Source organism: Paenibacillus ottowii (assembly GCF_006874425.1).
In the GTDB taxonomy this organism is placed as follows: Bacteria; Bacillota; Bacilli; order Paenibacillales; family Paenibacillaceae; genus Paenibacillus; species Paenibacillus ottowii.
Window position 1 is genome coordinate 220,342 of the sequence record NZ_VIJZ01000004.1, and the last position, 14,336, is coordinate 234,677.

The 14,336-nt window shown below is 46.6% G+C and carries 15 protein-coding genes and 1 other annotated feature; of the genes, 10 read left to right on the forward strand and 5 right to left on the reverse strand.

The window, feature by feature from the left end; all coding sequences use genetic code 11:
* Positions 1–2 precede the first annotated feature (2 nt).
* From FKV70_RS11165 to FKV70_RS11175, 3 genes are all read right to left on the reverse strand, one after another.
* Positions 3–953 carry a YqhG family protein gene (locus FKV70_RS11165; RefSeq protein ID WP_142612871.1) on the reverse strand — a complete coding sequence of 317 codons (951 nt, stop codon included), beginning with the start codon at positions 951–953 and terminating at the stop codon, positions 3–5.
* Between the two features lie 2 nt (positions 954–955).
* Positions 956–2,848: a DEAD/DEAH box helicase gene (locus FKV70_RS11170; protein WP_142612872.1), complete on the reverse strand. Its 1,893-nt coding sequence runs from the start codon at positions 2,846–2,848 to the stop codon at positions 956–958.
* A 135-nt stretch (positions 2,849–2,983) separates the two neighbouring features.
* Positions 2,984–3,823, reverse strand: coding sequence for a helix-turn-helix transcriptional regulator (locus FKV70_RS11175; protein ID WP_142612873.1), 840 nt, complete (start codon positions 3,821–3,823; stop codon positions 2,984–2,986).
* Between the two features lie 172 nt (positions 3,824–3,995).
* On the opposite strand from FKV70_RS11175, the gene fabF reads away from it, so the two are divergent.
* The 4 genes from fabF to FKV70_RS11195 all read left to right on the forward strand — a co-directional run bounded on the left by fabF (position 3,996) and on the right by FKV70_RS11195 (position 7,557).
* Positions 3,996–5,234: a beta-ketoacyl-ACP synthase II gene (gene fabF / locus FKV70_RS11180; protein WP_064796131.1), complete on the forward strand. Its 1,239-nt coding sequence runs from the start codon at positions 3,996–3,998 to the stop codon at positions 5,232–5,234.
* Positions 5,235–5,365: 131 nt separating this feature from the next.
* Positions 5,366–5,734 carry a GNAT family N-acetyltransferase gene (locus FKV70_RS11185; protein WP_142612874.1) on the forward strand — a complete coding sequence of 123 codons (369 nt, stop codon included), beginning with the start codon at positions 5,366–5,368 and terminating at the stop codon, positions 5,732–5,734.
* 20 nt (positions 5,735–5,754) lie between these two features.
* Positions 5,755–6,708 (forward strand): helix-turn-helix transcriptional regulator, encoded by a 954-nt coding sequence (locus FKV70_RS11190; protein ID WP_142612875.1) that lies wholly within the window; start codon positions 5,755–5,757, stop codon positions 6,706–6,708.
* Between the two features lie 108 nt (positions 6,709–6,816).
* A complete protein-coding gene (locus tag FKV70_RS11195) occupies positions 6,817–7,557 on the forward strand; it encodes a zinc ribbon domain-containing protein (protein ID WP_142612876.1) in 741 nt (246 codons plus the stop codon).
* A gap of 83 nt (positions 7,558–7,640) precedes the next feature.
* Here the strand turns inward: FKV70_RS11195 and FKV70_RS11200 are convergent, their stop codons facing one another.
* A complete protein-coding gene (locus tag FKV70_RS11200) occupies positions 7,641–8,876 on the reverse strand; it encodes an MFS transporter (protein WP_142612877.1) in 1,236 nt (411 codons plus the stop codon).
* 197 nt (positions 8,877–9,073) lie between these two features.
* On the opposite strand from FKV70_RS11200, the gene FKV70_RS11205 reads away from it, so the two are divergent.
* The 4 genes from FKV70_RS11205 (at position 9,074) to FKV70_RS11220 (ending at position 11,226) form a co-directional block, all read left to right on the forward strand.
* The gene (locus FKV70_RS11205; protein WP_142612878.1) at positions 9,074–9,661 is read left to right on the forward strand and encodes a TetR/AcrR family transcriptional regulator; all 588 of its coding nucleotides are present in this window, start codon (positions 9,074–9,076) and stop codon (positions 9,659–9,661) included.
* A 22-nt stretch (positions 9,662–9,683) separates the two neighbouring features.
* Complete coding sequence (locus FKV70_RS11210; protein ID WP_142612879.1) at positions 9,684–10,076, forward strand: hypothetical protein; 393 nt, start codon at positions 9,684–9,686, stop codon at positions 10,074–10,076.
* A gap of 33 nt (positions 10,077–10,109) precedes the next feature.
* Complete coding sequence (locus tag FKV70_RS11215) at positions 10,110–10,661, forward strand: O-acetyl-ADP-ribose deacetylase (RefSeq protein ID WP_063209231.1); 552 nt, start codon at positions 10,110–10,112, stop codon at positions 10,659–10,661.
* A gap of 91 nt (positions 10,662–10,752) precedes the next feature.
* Entirely contained in the window at positions 10,753–11,226 is a 474-nt protein-coding gene (locus FKV70_RS11220) for an NUDIX hydrolase (protein ID WP_142612880.1), read from the forward strand.
* 45 nt (positions 11,227–11,271) lie between these two features.
* On the opposite strand, the gene FKV70_RS11225 is transcribed toward FKV70_RS11220, so the two are convergent.
* On the reverse strand, positions 11,272–12,456 hold the full coding sequence (locus tag FKV70_RS11225; RefSeq protein WP_142612881.1) for an aminotransferase class I/II-fold pyridoxal phosphate-dependent enzyme: 1,185 nt from the start codon (positions 12,454–12,456) through the stop codon (positions 11,272–11,274).
* A gap of 43 nt (positions 12,457–12,499) precedes the next feature.
* Positions 12,500–12,738, reverse strand: a binding site (T-box leader).
* A gap of 190 nt (positions 12,739–12,928) precedes the next feature.
* Here FKV70_RS11225 and FKV70_RS11230 point away from each other — a divergent pair.
* Positions 12,929–13,537: a DUF1349 domain-containing protein gene (locus tag FKV70_RS11230; protein WP_142612882.1), complete on the forward strand. Its 609-nt coding sequence runs from the start codon at positions 12,929–12,931 to the stop codon at positions 13,535–13,537.
* 91 nt (positions 13,538–13,628) lie between these two features.
* Positions 13,629–14,330 (forward strand): DUF1361 domain-containing protein, encoded by a 702-nt coding sequence (locus FKV70_RS11235; RefSeq protein WP_142612883.1) that lies wholly within the window; start codon positions 13,629–13,631, stop codon positions 14,328–14,330.
* Positions 14,331–14,336 lie beyond the last annotated feature (6 nt).

Here is a 14,336-nt window from a genome sequence, read left to right on the forward strand (position 1 = left end):
AGTTACCGCAGATGAAATATCCCGCAGTTAATGGCGGATACAAGTACCTTTGGCTCATATTGCCATACCATTTCTTTACGGCGAGCTTGATGCTGTTCCAATACGGATTCTTTTTTATCCTCTTCCTCTTTTTCTTCCTTGATTAGATCATCGTAGTAGTGGTCAATAACCTCTAATTCCTCGCGTAATCGTTCCTTTGCCTGCTCAGCCCAACTATAATCTTGCTGTCGGAGCTGTTCAGTGAGATAGCTTTCAAGCGAGGCGGAAGCCTCAGACACAGATAGCTGTGCTGGCTGTACATGCATATTGCCTGCCAGCAGAGGGCTTAGCTGACGGGTTTCGAGTATAGTGCCAAAATCCGCTACAATAGTGCCACTTTTGAGTGAGATCCCTAGCCACTGAAGTTCCTCACGCTTCAAATCGCAGGCAAATTCGATCTTGTAGCAGACACTGAGCCAAGCTTCATAAACTACGGGAGAACGGGCAGACAACTGACGGGCATCAGGCTGCTCGAACAAATAAACATATTTCCCTCCATCCCGAGCAGCTTCAAAAATTTGATGCAGCCGGCGACTTCCGTATCGAAGCTCCTCCTGCATAATGCGGCCAGGCCCTAATTGCGGCAACGTCGGTACATGACCAAAGTACCGTCCCATGACCTGATCTTGTGCAGCGTTGCCGGGTTCAGACGCTGGCGGGGTCTGAGCCGCTAAACGTTCCTGTTCCGTCCGATAGGCTTCCCCATCAAAGATGAATGTGAAGGACATCGTCTGCGCTGGAACGCCAGTACGCTCTACGTACCCCCAATAGTAGGGGCGGTTTGTTAAGGCTTTATCCGCCTCTGGAGATAGCTTGACAGTTACATGGTGGGGAGACCTCTCAATGATGCTGCACCCGGTAGCTTCCAGATAGGTGCGAACAAAACGCTGGACTTGCTGTGCATTCATAGTCAAGGCTAGCGACCTCCTTTCACACTGCGTCGAGCTTTAGGCAGAGGAGCTGCACCACTTGTTAAGCCTAACAAATCCTCGGTGGTATTGGAGCTACCTCCTGTTAATCGTCCTTTGCGCTGCTTTGTTCCAGATGACTTATCCGTTGCTACGTTTGGAGTGACTGACGGGTCTGTGCGCAGTTGCTCCATTTCTTGTTTGATAGAATCCAGCGAGTGACCCAGCTGTTGCATTTTTCTGCGAATTTCATCATCACTGCTGGATTCAAGCATGATTTTATATAAGCTTTTTTCAATGGATTCTTTTTTCTCAAACTTCTCCAGAATCATGTCTAACCCGCCGATGACCATCTCAAACATATTAATTTTTTCATGCAGCAGATGCAGGATGTGCTCCTCAATCGTTCCAGTTGTAGACAGGTTGAAGATATTCACATCATGCGTCTGTCCAAGGCGATGCACCCGTCCGATCCGCTGTTCCACACGCATGGGGTTCCACGGCAAATCGAAGTTAATCATGTGGTGACAAAATTGCAAGTTAATGCCTTCCCCACCTGCTTCCGTGGCAATCATGACCTGAATGCGTCCACGGAACAGGTCCATCATCCAATCCTTGCGGCCCCGGTTCATACCGCCTCGGTAAGGAACAGCAGACAGCCCGCGATCACGGAAATAGTTGAGCAAATACTCCTGTGTAGCTCGATATTCTGTAAAAATGATCACTTTTTCGTTCATCTTCCGGATGAGCTCAAGTGCCTTTTCCGCTTTGGAATTAGCCTTGATCGCTTTTATATGTGCGACCAAGTCCCAAACACGATCGCGTAGCGGAGAGTCTGGAGCCATCTTTTTGGACAAGTTGACCAGCGTGACAAACACAGCATCCCGGCTGCTGCACACTTCCCGCTGAAGGGTAACGAGAGACAGCATGCTGCTTAAATTTCCGCCATTCGCCTGATATTGCTCTTTGACAAAAGAGGTCACCCCATCATACAACGCCTTCTCTTCCGGGGAGAGTTCCAAGTGAATGTTGGAAACATTTCGTTTAGTGAACTGAACCGGCCCTTCTCCACGACGATTGCGGATCATGACTTTAGACAGCTCATCTTTGAGCTGATCTTCATTTTTAGGCAGACGTTTATCTACAACAAAGTTAGCTGAAAAATCACCTTGTCTTCCCAACTGACCGGGTTTGAGTAACGTGATCAGATTAAACAGCTCAGATAGATCGTTTTGTACAGGTGTTGCTGTCAGGAGTAAACAATATTTTTTACGCAGCTTCATAATGAACTGGTAGTTGGAGGTCTTTTTATTTTTCAGCTTATGAGCCTCGTCAATAATGAGCAGGTCATAATCGGTATCTAGCAGGATGTTACTATGTGGCTCCCGTTTGGCCGTATCCATAGAGGCGACGACGACCTCGGAAGACCAAGAATATGCCTTTTTCTGGGCAACTGCAGGAATGCCGAATTTGCTATTCAGCTCCCGCACCCATTGCAGGACCAGAGAAGCGGGTACAAGAATAAGCACTTTAGAAGCCAGCCCGCGAACCAGATATTCCTTCAGGATCATTCCAGCTTCAATTGTTTTGCCTAGGCCGACTTCATCGGCAAGAATGGCACGTCCGGACATCTCGAACAGTACCCTTCGCGCGGTATCGAGTTGATGGGGCAATGGAGTGAGGTCTTGCAAATGTTGAAGACATTGAAGCTCATCAAAGCTCGGCACCAGCTTAGCCTTTTCCGCCTCGATGGCCAGCTGATACAGATCCCAATTTCCCCAAGGGCCTCCCTTGTGCAGTCGTTGGTCTAGCTCGTCCTGCCAGCTGCGGTCAAATTGTATCGGAATAGGCAGTGGTGCTTGGTTTTGTGTGTGCTGGGAACTTGTCGGTTTGGCTTTCATGAGGATTCCCTCCCTCCTAGTAGTAGCACCGTTGAAGCTCTTGGCTCTGTCACATATATGGCATCTATTTTGTACAGATCGTAGATGTAGTATGGACGGAAAAAGATATCTTCATAACAGGAGGGATGAAATCCTTTAGTTGCCTTCCATTAACTTCTGAAGTTTACTTTCCGTAGAAGTTTGCGCATTAGGGGTATAAATGCTGCAACGAAGATCGACACTGCCTTGTACCTGGAGGGAAGTCAGGTCAAATAACATTTTGCCAGCCTTGGCATGGCGAAACTCAATGAGCACTTCCGGTGCGGAGCTTACCTCACTCTGATTCCAAAGTTCGTTAAACTCTCCGTAGGTCTGGCTCATATTTTGTATAAACTGTGCATACCAAGGATCGGTTACGTATTGCCCGTAATAAGCGCGAAAAATGGCAAGGAACCCTTTTACAAAGTGCTCCCAATTCACAGCCAGACTTTTAAACTCCTTTTTGGTAAATAGCAGTTCGATCATATTGCGCTGCTCATGTGGCAGCTCGGCAAAATCCATAAACACATGAGCAGCAGCTTCGTTCCAGCCGACAATATGGCAACGCCGATCTGAAATAATAGCAGGACAATAGTGCAGCTCTTGTACGATCTTTTGCAGAGATGGAGAAATGATCGCTTGCTCTGCGGGAGCAGGCAGGGGATGAGCACCGGCTTCCAGCGCTAAATCGTACAAATATTTACGCTCATCTGCGTTCAACTGCAAGGCAGCGGCAATAGCATCCAACACGGAGGCGGATACCTTAATATCCCGTCCCTGCTCCAGCCAGGTATACCAGGTTGTACTGACACCTGCCAGCTGGGCGACTTCTTCTCTGCGTAAACCTGGTGTTCTGCGCCGTGACCCTGGGGGCAGACCAACCATATGTGGATGTAGGCGGGCTCTTTTGGTTTTCAAAAAAACAGATAATGCTTCCAGACGTGCTTCCGTTTTCATAAGTATTCTCTCCATTCGACGAGTGTATGTGAAGTGAGGATATCAGGCGCTTACTATACGCTTACTATAGTAGTGTTCATTATACCAGGATAAACAAACACTTGTAATAGGATAAGACGAGCGTAAAATGAGGTTTATAAGTAAGCCATTGAGCAGGAGGAATGAATAGCTTATGCAAAGAGTAGTGATAACAGGTATGGGTGTCGTTTCACCATTGGGGAATGAAGTAGGCACGCTGTGGAACAATTTGGTGGCGGGCCATTCAGGTATACAAAAAATTGAGTCATTTGATGTGTCTGATTTAAAAGCAAAAATTGCTGGACTGGTACAGGATTTTGATGCAGAAAAGCAGTGGGGGCGTAAGGATGCTAGACGAATGGATCGATTTACTCAGTTTGCATTATATGCGGCTGAGCAAGCACTCAAGGATTCTGGTCTGGAACTGGATCGCACGGATCTGGAGCGTGTAGGTGTATACGTAGGATCAGGAGTCGGCGGTTTGGATACATTGGTCGATAATGTGGACGTGCTGCTACAGCGGGGGCCAGGCAGAGTTAGCCCAACGCTGGTACCTATGATGATCTCAAATATGGCGGCTGCCCAAATTAGTATCGCGTTTGGGGCGATGGGTCCTACGCTTTCACCCGTGACGGCTTGCTCTATTGGGAACACTGCAATTGGAGAGGCATTTCGGACTATTCGTACAGGAGATGCGGATGTCATTTTTGCTGGTGGAGCTGAAGCAGCGGTGTCCCGATTGGCCTTGGCAAGCTTCGCTAATGCAACAGCCTTGTCCACACGTAACGAGGAGCCTTCGAAAGCAAGCCGGCCGTTTGATCAGGATCGTGACGGCTTTGTCATGAGCGAAGGAGCAGGCATCCTGGTACTGGAGTCGCTGGAGCACGCTACCCGCCGGGGAGCAGAAATCTATGGCGAGGTCATCGGTTATGGAGCGAGTTCGGATGCCTATCACATGGTTGCACCGCATCCCGAAGGAACCGGAGCTTATCTAGCAATGAAAGCGGCCCTTCATTCGGCCCGCATCTCCCCGGAAGAAGTGGACGTGCTCAGTGCCCACGCAACGAGTACGCTGCCAGGGGATGTAGGGGAGACGCTAGCGATCCGCAAGTTATTTGGCGACTATGCCTATCAAATCCCAGTTACCGCTAACAAGTCCATGCTGGGTCATATGCTGGGAGCTGCGGGCGGCGTTGAAGCGATTGCACTGGTACAAAGCCTGCGAGAAGGCATCATCCCGCCAACGATAAACCTGGACAACCCGGACCCTGCTTGCGATCTGGATTATGTGCCTCACAAAGCGCGTAAGGCTTCATTAAATATTGGGTTATCTAATTCGTTCGGCTTCGGTGGTCATAATGCAGTCATTGTGCTGAAACGCTACGAGTCATAATAGGTAATGAGTTATTGAAGCCTCAGATGCTAGATCCGGCTGGATCTAGCATCTGAGGTTATTTTCATTTAGGCATCATAGATTTTAATTAAATAAGAGATAGAGTAAGATGGAGGAAAACATTTGGAGGGATGGGAATACAAAATAAGAGAGAGTATTACATACTTGGTGCATTTACAAAGGATCATCAACTGGCTGGCATGACTGGGTTTAGGAGAGAAGACAAAATAAAGACACAGCATAAAGGAATGATTTGGGGAGTTTATGTACCACCGACTTACCGGAGCCAGGGAATCGCTAAGAAACTTTTAATGGAAGTGATCAGTCGAGGTAGAAAGGTGGAAGGCTTGAAACAAATCAATTTGAGTGTGGTGGCTACCAATCAAGCAGCAGTTGAGCTTTATAGAAGATTGGGATTTACAACCTATGGTATAGAAAAAAACGCCTTAGAATATCAGGGTCAGGGATATGATGAGGAACTCATGGCATATTTTTATTAAGGGTGAAAGGTTTTGGAAAAATGAAAATTGAGCGATTGCTTTCTATCGTGATTTTGCTGTTAAAAAGAAATAGAATACAAGCAAAGGAACTCGCTGATTTGTATGAAGTTTCGATTCGGACGATCTATAGAGATATTGAAGCGATTAGTTTAGCTGGTATCCCCGTAGTGACTTATCAGGGAGCAGGTGGGGGAATCGGTTTGATGGAAGGATATCGCCTGGATCGTAGTATACTGACAGATCATGATATCAAGGATATTGTGATGGGCTTGCAAAGTTTGTCCTCGTCGTTGGGCGGTCCTAATGTGTCCCGGTTGCTTCATAAATTTGAAAGTATTATCCCAGAGTCTGAGAAAGAGCAATTTAGTGTACGTACTACACAGTTCATTGTCGATCATTCGGGATGGGGAAATCAGGCGGTACAGGAAGCTAAACTAATAAAGGTAAAAGAGGCAATGAGTCAAGCGTGCACGCTTGCTTTTACCTATCGAAATGCCGAAGGAACCAGAACGGAACGGAATGTAGAACCGCATACGCTTGTGCTGAAAGGGCAACAGTGGTTTGTATATGCGTATTGTCCCGACAGGGAGCAGTTTCGCTTGTTCAAGCTTTCTCGTATGAGTGAACCTGTAGTTACAGAGACGTCTTTCACCCGCAGGGACCTTTCCTATGAAGTGCTGCCGTGGAATGAGGGACGAATGACCCCATCCAGGGATGTACAACCGTTTACGCTACAATTTAACCGCAACTCCAAACATCTGGCGGAGGACTGGTTTGGAGTGGAAGCGTTGACCGAGCAAGAGGAAGGGATCTATACGGTTTCGGTACCGTTTCCCGAGGATGCGTGGTTGTACGGATTTATTTTAAGCCTGGGACCGGATGTGATTGTCAAGGAACCAGCCCATTTGCGAGACAAGATTTATCAGATGGCATTGCGTATTGCGTCTAATTATGAAGCGGGTCAGGAATTTTAGAATGAACCTTAGATTAAAAGTAAAACAAACCTGACCCATAGTTGTCAGGTTTGTTTCGTTATACTGGTGGCATACCTGATACGAATTGGCGAAAGGGGATTTAGGAGAATGGATAAAGCCTGTCAAAGTTGCGGGATGCCGCTGGAGCATGAGGATCAATACGGAACGGATGCACAACATCATAAAACAGATGAGTATTGCAAGTATTGTTACCAGGATGGTGCATTTGTACAGCCAGACTTGACAATGGAGGGAATGATTCAGCAGTGTGTGCCTATTATGGTAGAGGAGGGGATGCAGAAAGAAGAAGCGACTTCGATGCTGCATAATTACCTGCCCTATTTAAAGCGGTGGCGGTCCTCAGAAGATGCTGCGCATACAATGAATGGACCCATTCGGGAGGAATATCGAGGCAGTATCCGTTTGGTTGGGCTGAAAGCACGCACCAATAATCAGAAGGAACAAACATCCCAAGGAATCATTCCAGGCATGTGGGGGCGTTTCTGGAGTGAGGACGTGTCTGGTCGTATTCGAGACGACGAGGGACCTGCTTCTGTCTATGGTTGTTATACTGACTATGAAAATGGGGCTTTGGGCGAGTATACATTTTTTATCGGAAAGAAAGCGACTGAGGATTTCCAGACTCCTGACGATCTTGAAGAACTCGTAATTCCCGCTGCACGCTACGCTATTTTTCAGGCAACCCATGAACCTTCTTCTGTCTTCCGTGTATGGCAGACAATTTGGGCATGGGCCGCCACGGGACAAGGGGAGAGAACCTACACAGGTGATTTTGAAGTCTATGGCAATCCAGATGAGCCCGTTTTGATTTATATTGCAATCAAGTGATGATTTACAGTGCTAGAAGAGAACCGCCTAGGCCGTTGTTGAGGTCTAGGTGGTTTTTCGTTGATCCAATCCGAGTCTTACTATTAAGCTGCACGTCGAGTCACTACCCAGAAAATGAGAGCCAGAGCACTGACACCAGTCCCCAATAGACAGACTCCGCTCCACCCAGCATAGGTATACATGTGAGTCGAGGCAATGGCTCCAGTGGCGCTGCCGATGGAATAAAATATCATGTAGCCTGCGGTAAGTCGGCTTCGTGCCTCAGGGCGAACGTTGAAAATCAAGCTCTGGTTAGTGACATGTACAGCCTGTACGGCCAAATCCAAAAGAATGACGCCAAGAGCTAAAGCCAATAGAGAATGCTCGGTGTAGTGTATAGGCAGCCAGGACAGCAGCAATACAACTAGTGCGGTACCTGTCGTTCGTTGTCCCAAGCCTTGATCAGCAAGCCGTCCTGCTTGTGCAGCTGCTAATGCTCCGGCCACCCCAGCCAGGCCGAAGGCCCCAATAGCAGTATGTGAAAGAGACAACGGGGGAGCACTGAGAGGTAATACAAGTGAAGTCCACAATATGCTGAACGCTGTGAAAATGAGCAGTGCAAGGACAGCGCGAATACGCAAAATTCGTTCTTGGACGAACAGTGCGATAACCGAGCGAAGCAGCTGCGCGTAGGAAAGTGTGGCGCTTGAGGGTTTGTTCTTTGGGAGCACTCGCAACAGAGCTACAGCCATAAACAGTGTTAGTGTAGCAGAAACAAGGTAAACTGAACGCCAGCCTGCCAGATCGGTTAATACACCAGCAACGGTTCGTGCCAGCAAAATGCCGATAACGACTCCGCTGGTTACCAGCCCTACGACCTGCCCGCGTTCTGTCGGATGAGCCAAGGTCGAGGCGAAAGCCACGAGTGTTTGAGTCACCACAGCCAGCAGTCCGACCATCGCCATTCCGATAAGCAGTATGGTACGGGTAGGAGCAAAGCTAACCACGATTAATGCCAGTACGGATAGCAGCACTTGGCCTGTAATTAATCGTCGCCGATTCAAAAGATCGCCAAGCGGGACGAGCAGCAGCAGTCCCAGCGCATAGCAAATTTGTGTGACGGTAATAACGAAACCAACCGATGAGTGTGTAATGCCAAACTCATGCGCCAGCGCATCCAGTAAGGGCTGTGCATAGTAAATGTTAGCGACAGCCAGCCCGCAGGCTATAGCAAACAAAAGTGCCACAGATCGAGATAGGACACGAACAGGGGCTGTTTCCGCAGTGTTGGCTATCGCTTGATTGGAGAGGAGTAGCGCTTTTTCTTTTGACGTCTTCATTTTCACATACCACGTCGCTTTCTGTAATTTATGTACCAATCAATATAATATACTGATTGGTACATAATGATTTTAGGTCAATATAACTTGCATTAATACGATATGTCAAGAGTTTAACCTGCACAGATTTGACATCCTCCTCGGGCAAACGTACAATCTTAATATACTGATCGATACGAAAAGAAGGGGGGTAAAATATGGTTCGTCCACGGGAATTTGATGAAGATCAAGCGTTGAATGCAGCGATGCAAGTTTTTTGGGAAAAGGGATTCGAGGCCACATCTTTAAGCGATTTAACTTCCCGTATGGGAATACAGCGCCCCAGCATGTATGCAGCCTTTGGGGATAAAAAGCAATTATTTGAAGCTGCGCTGCGTAAATATACGCAATCTCATGCTGCACATGTAAGGGCGGAACTGCAAAGCAGCTCGTCTGTAAAACAGGCATTTTCCAATTTTTATAAAGGCATCGTGGCAGAGGAGTACGAGAATGGAATTAATAGAGGATGCTTTTGTATTAATACGATGGTAGAATTAGCTCCCCATGATGAGAGATTTGAAATTTTAACCAGAGAACATCAAATGTACCTATCTGCCGTCTTTCAGGAAACCCTCGAACGAGGTATTCGATCCGGGGAGCTTGGGGTAACTATAGATGCACGAGCTTTGGCGCATACGTTGGTCTCTTTGTTGATCGGGATTACCGTGATGATGAAGTCACGCCCAGCGCGTTCTTTTGTGGATGATGCGGTTGCGACCGCACTTATGTTGCTGGATGGAAAATAACTTAGGAAGGGAGAGCACCTAGGTGTCGCAGATAAAAGCTATTCAAACGCCGCTTGGTGAATTGCATGGACGGGATGCAGTCTATTTGGATCATGTGTATATGAATTATGCGAAGAAAGAGCTGGTTTTGAAAGGAGAGATTAATGGCGGGTTGGCTCCTGAGGCAGTAGACGATTTTGTACCCTATGAGCTTATATTTACAGGAGTTTACTACTTTAATATGATTGAACTGGATGTGGCTTTAGGTATGTCTGAGCAAAAGTATACGCAAGGTAGCTGTTTTGATGAGCTTACAGATACGCCTTTATTGGCTGCAATAGCTAGTGTACGGGGGAAAGATCTAAAACACTTTCTGCTGAAAACCTATGACGATATATTCGAAATCGCTTGTAGAGACTATAAGATGACTATTTAAATAAAACTGATTTTTAGAAGAGGAGGGGGATCGATGGATATTTCGATTGAACTATTTAACGTGCTCATACGTGTGTTGCAAGGGGATATTACCCGTTGCAAGACAGATATTATTGTCAATGCAGCAAATACAAGCTTGCTGGGTGGCGGTGGTGTAGATGGTGCGATTCATAGAGCTGGCGGTCCGGCTATATTGGAAGATTGTATCCGAATCAGAAACAAGCAAGGGGGATGTCCGGTAGGAGGCGCGGTTTATACAACGGCTGGCAAGCTGGATGCCCAATATGTTGTTCATACTGTCGGCCCTGTATGGAATGGTGGCAATCATCATGAAGAAGAACTACTGGCGACATGCTACCGTCATACACTGCAATTAGCTTTAGAGCTGAATGCACGCAGCATTGCTTTTCCCAATATCAGCACAGGCATCTACCGATTTCCGAAAGAAAAGGCCGCCGAGATTGCTATACAGGAAGTGACACGTTTTATACAAAAGCATACTGGTTTGAATGAGATTATTTTTGTTTGTTTTGATATAGAAAATGCTCAGTTATACAGCCGCAAGTTACAGTCATCTAAAGATTAATTTATTATTATACATACTTAAGCTCCTCATTTAACTTGTTCAAACGCATTGATTGATTTGATGTAAAGAAAAGCTCAACTGGAGGTGTGCGATGCTGGCTAAGCTGGTAAATAAAATCCCACGGGATTGGCTTGTATTCATGTATAAGCATACACCGTTCACTCGATTTAAAAATGCATTGGTGTACCAGGCACAACATAAATTTTTAGTTGCTGTGTTGGGCATTTTTACGAATGATGCCGGGGAAGTGCTGCTATTAAAGCACGTATACCGGAAGCAGCCGTGGGGGATTCCCGGCGGCTGGATGGAGCTAGAGCAGCCAGGAACTGCCTTACGGCGCGAAGTCCGGGAAGAAACTGGGCTGGAGGTAGAGATCACCTCATTAGCGCAAGCCCAGTTTGGACAGATGCCGAACCGTGTGGATCTTATTTTTACAGGCCGGGTGATCCCGGGGACCTTTCGACCAAGCGCTGAAATCTCCGACATTTGTTACTGCCGTGTGGGGGAATGGCCGGAAGGTTTGCCAGCACACCAGAAAAAGCTTATTCAGAAGCTGCTGAAGTAGTGTTCATTCCCTGCTCATGTTTATTTCATGGTAGGGAAAATGGATTTACAGGCGTTTCAAAAATACGCTGATGCGTTCTAGAGCCATTTCCAGCTGTTCACGCGATGATGCATACGAACAGCGGATAAAGCCTTCGCCGCCTGGGCCAAATGCGGAACCAGGGACCGTTATAACTCCTTGTTCTTCCAACAGTCGCTTGGCAAACTGCTCTGAGCTTAACCCTGTGTGTGTAATGGAGGGAAAAGCATAGAAGGCACCTTTTGGTTCATGACATGGAAGCCCAGTCTGACAGAGGCTGGCAACGAACCATTTTCTACGTTGATTGTAGGATTCCATCATACGATCTTTCTCCTCCAGCCCGTGGCGCAGGGATTCGATCGCAGCAATTTGTCCGATAATGGGGGCGCACATAGCTGTGTATTGATGGATTTTCAGCATGGCTGAGATCAATTCTTTCGGACCGCATACATAGCCGACCCTCCAGCCTGTCATAGCAAATGCTTTGGAAAATCCGCTGATCAGCAGGGTGCGTTCTTTCATTCCTGGCAGAGCAGCGAAGCTTACATGCTGCTGCCCATAGGTCAATTCAGCATAAATTTCGTCCGATATGACGATCAGGTTGTTCTCCTCAACCAGACGGGCAATGGGTAGCCAATCCTCATAGGTCATCACCCCACCAGTCGGGTTGTTCGGATAACAGAGAATCAGCACTTTGGATCGTGGAGTCAGCTTGGATTTCAGCGCCTCAGCTGTCAGCTTAAACTGCTGGTCAGCAGATGTTTCAACCGTTACGGTATGTCCTCCGTTCAAAAACGTGATAGGCGAATACGAAATATAACAAGGAGCCGGTATGAGTATTTCATCGTGTGTTGTGATGAGGGCGCGTAGTGCCAGATCCAAAGCTTCACTGCTGCCAACAGTGACCATAATTTCATCTGCCGGGTTGTAGGATGTGCTGAAGCTGTTCTCCAGATATCCGGCAATTTCCTCGCGAAGCTCAGGAAGACCAGCATTGGGTGTGTATGAGGTTTTGCCATTTTCCAGTGCTGTGATACAGGCCTTTCTCACATGTTGAGGGGTTACAAAGTCCGGTTCACCGACACCAAGCGATACAACATCTGTTCTGCCTGTACTATATTCAAAAAACTTACGGATGCCTGAAGGCGGCATTTCCCGTACAGCCGGAGTCAAGAAATCAGTTATAGATACTGCTGTCGATACATTAATCATGTTGCTTCCTCCTTTTTGAAAAACAAAAAAAACCCGCCCCTGTAAAAGGGACGAGTTTATACCCGTGTTACCACCCTAGTTTCATTCCATAGGAAATGACACTCTGTTCACGTATCCATCAATACGTGTTCCGGTTAACGCTGGAAAGGCGGCAGAGCTTACTTCAGGTTCAGCCCGCTTCTCAGAGATGGCGTTCAGCTACCCTCGGAATGTTGGCTTTCACCTGCCCCAACTCTCTGCAAATCCGCTGTATAGCTTACTCGTTCTCGTCATTGAAATTTATTACCGTATCAATTTAGGTGTAATTATAAGCACAACATTTCAGAATGGCAAGTCTTTTTTTAAAAATCTAAAAGACAGGGGCATCATCATTGACGACTGGAAGATAACGTATATAGTGGTATCAAGGGGAATTTTACCCCAAAATTCACTGTGTTGAAGACTATATTGGCTAGCGAGGGATGGTGTCCATATGAACGTATTTGAAGGCTTTAACGGCAAGGTTTTGCCTGAAGGGTGGGGGTGGATCAACGAACCAACCGTATGGAGCTTCGATGAATCCAAGGCTTTACAAGTATCTGCACCTTCACAAGCAGATTTTTTTAGAGATCCGTCTGGCGCAGTTATCAAATCGTCCGCTCCTTTTTTGCATACCACCCTTCAAGGAGATTTTACAACCTGGATGAGGGTTCGTGTCGATATGAAACAGCCCTATGATTCAGGATGCTTGATGGTGATGGCTGATGATACTCATTGGGCTAAGGTATGCTTTGAATACTTTGAAAATACTCCCTCGATCCTAAGTGTGGTCACACGGGATACATCCGATGATTGTATATCGGGAGCCATGAATGTTTCTAATCCGTATTTGCGAGTAACGCGGGTTGGAAATTGCTTTGCCTTTCATTATTCACTGGATGGTCAGCATTGGAAACTGGCGAGATATTTTGGGATGAATGTTCCCAGCCAGCTCAAAGTTGGGGTTGTCGCACAATCTCCGGTAGGAGAAGGTTGTAATGTTACCTTTGAGGCTTTGACGATAACAAACCATGTGCCTGAGGATATTCGAAACGTAGAATAACAAAAGCCCTTTCTCTAAATATGAAAGCGCTATAAGAGGAAAATTAGGAATGCGTAAATACGTGTTGTTAGGCAGGAGGTAGATGAAAGGCTTGCTGATAAAAAGGAAGGGTTACAAGCTACCCGGTTTGCTCGGAGTATTGCTTGTAGCTACGTTGGGCTGTTTCGGACTTATTAAGTATTTACAGTCCACAAGCGGAACGAGGATGTATCAATTTCTATACTGGGACATATTTCTGGCATGGGTTCCAGTGTTTATTTCTTTGCTAATGGTGGCATTAACCAAATTGCGAAATGCAAAAGTAAAAAATATTCTTTTATTTTTTGCCGCATGGATATGGTTGTTTTTTCTGCCGAATGCTCTTTATTTGGTGACCGAGTTACTTCATGCATTCCGTTTTTACGACGTGAATCCTGATACGCGTTTTTGGTTGAACACACAATTCTGGTTAATCGTATTTACGTCCTTTTCAGCTGCTGGAATGGGTCTTTTTCTTACATCTCTATGTGTATTGATGATCCACCGTATGTTGAGGAAGATTTGTTCAGGCTGGCTTGCATGGGGGATAGTTTTTGTCATGTTGTGGCTGGCCAGCATAGGCGTATATATAGGCAGATTTGCACGCTGGAATAGCTGGGATGTGTTGTTACAGCCGCTGGTGCTCCTGGCGGATATTTGGAGATGGGTAATATATGCCGGGGAAAAACTACATTTGTTGTCCTTTAGCTGGCTGGTGTTTGGGATGGCGCTCATTTTTTATCTATTTATTTATATCTCCCTAAGTGAAGACTAGAATTTT

Excerpts from the sequence above, each read along its gene's own strand:
- fabF (WP_064796131.1), top strand. The coding sequence starts at position 3,996 with ATGCAAAGAGTAGTGATAACAGGTATGGGTGTCGTTTCACCATTGGGG.
- FKV70_RS11190 (WP_142612875.1), top strand. The coding sequence starts at position 5,755 with ATGAAAATTGAGCGATTGCTTTCTATCGTGATTTTGCTGTTAAAAAGA.
- FKV70_RS11230 (WP_142612882.1), top strand. The coding sequence starts at position 12,929 with ATGAACGTATTTGAAGGCTTTAACGGCAAGGTTTTGCCTGAAGGGTGG.
- FKV70_RS11205 (WP_142612878.1), top strand. The coding sequence starts at position 9,074 with ATGGTTCGTCCACGGGAATTTGATGAAGATCAAGCGTTGAATGCAGCG.
- FKV70_RS11195 (WP_142612876.1), top strand. The coding sequence starts at position 6,817 with ATGGATAAAGCCTGTCAAAGTTGCGGGATGCCGCTGGAGCATGAGGAT.
- FKV70_RS11220 (WP_142612880.1), top strand. The coding sequence starts at position 10,753 with ATGCTGGCTAAGCTGGTAAATAAAATCCCACGGGATTGGCTTGTATTC.
- FKV70_RS11215 (WP_063209231.1), top strand. The coding sequence starts at position 10,110 with ATGGATATTTCGATTGAACTATTTAACGTGCTCATACGTGTGTTGCAA.
- FKV70_RS11175 (WP_142612873.1), bottom strand. The coding sequence starts at position 3,823 with ATGAAAACGGAAGCACGTCTGGAAGCATTATCTGTTTTTTTGAAAACC.
- FKV70_RS11185 (WP_142612874.1), top strand. The coding sequence starts at position 5,366 with ATGGGAATACAAAATAAGAGAGAGTATTACATACTTGGTGCATTTACA.
- FKV70_RS11170 (WP_142612872.1), bottom strand. The coding sequence starts at position 2,848 with ATGAAAGCCAAACCGACAAGTTCCCAGCACACACAAAACCAAGCACCA.
- FKV70_RS11225 (WP_142612881.1), bottom strand. The coding sequence starts at position 12,456 with ATGATTAATGTATCGACAGCAGTATCTATAACTGATTTCTTGACTCCG.
- FKV70_RS11200 (WP_142612877.1), bottom strand. The coding sequence starts at position 8,876 with ATGAAGACGTCAAAAGAAAAAGCGCTACTCCTCTCCAATCAAGCGATA.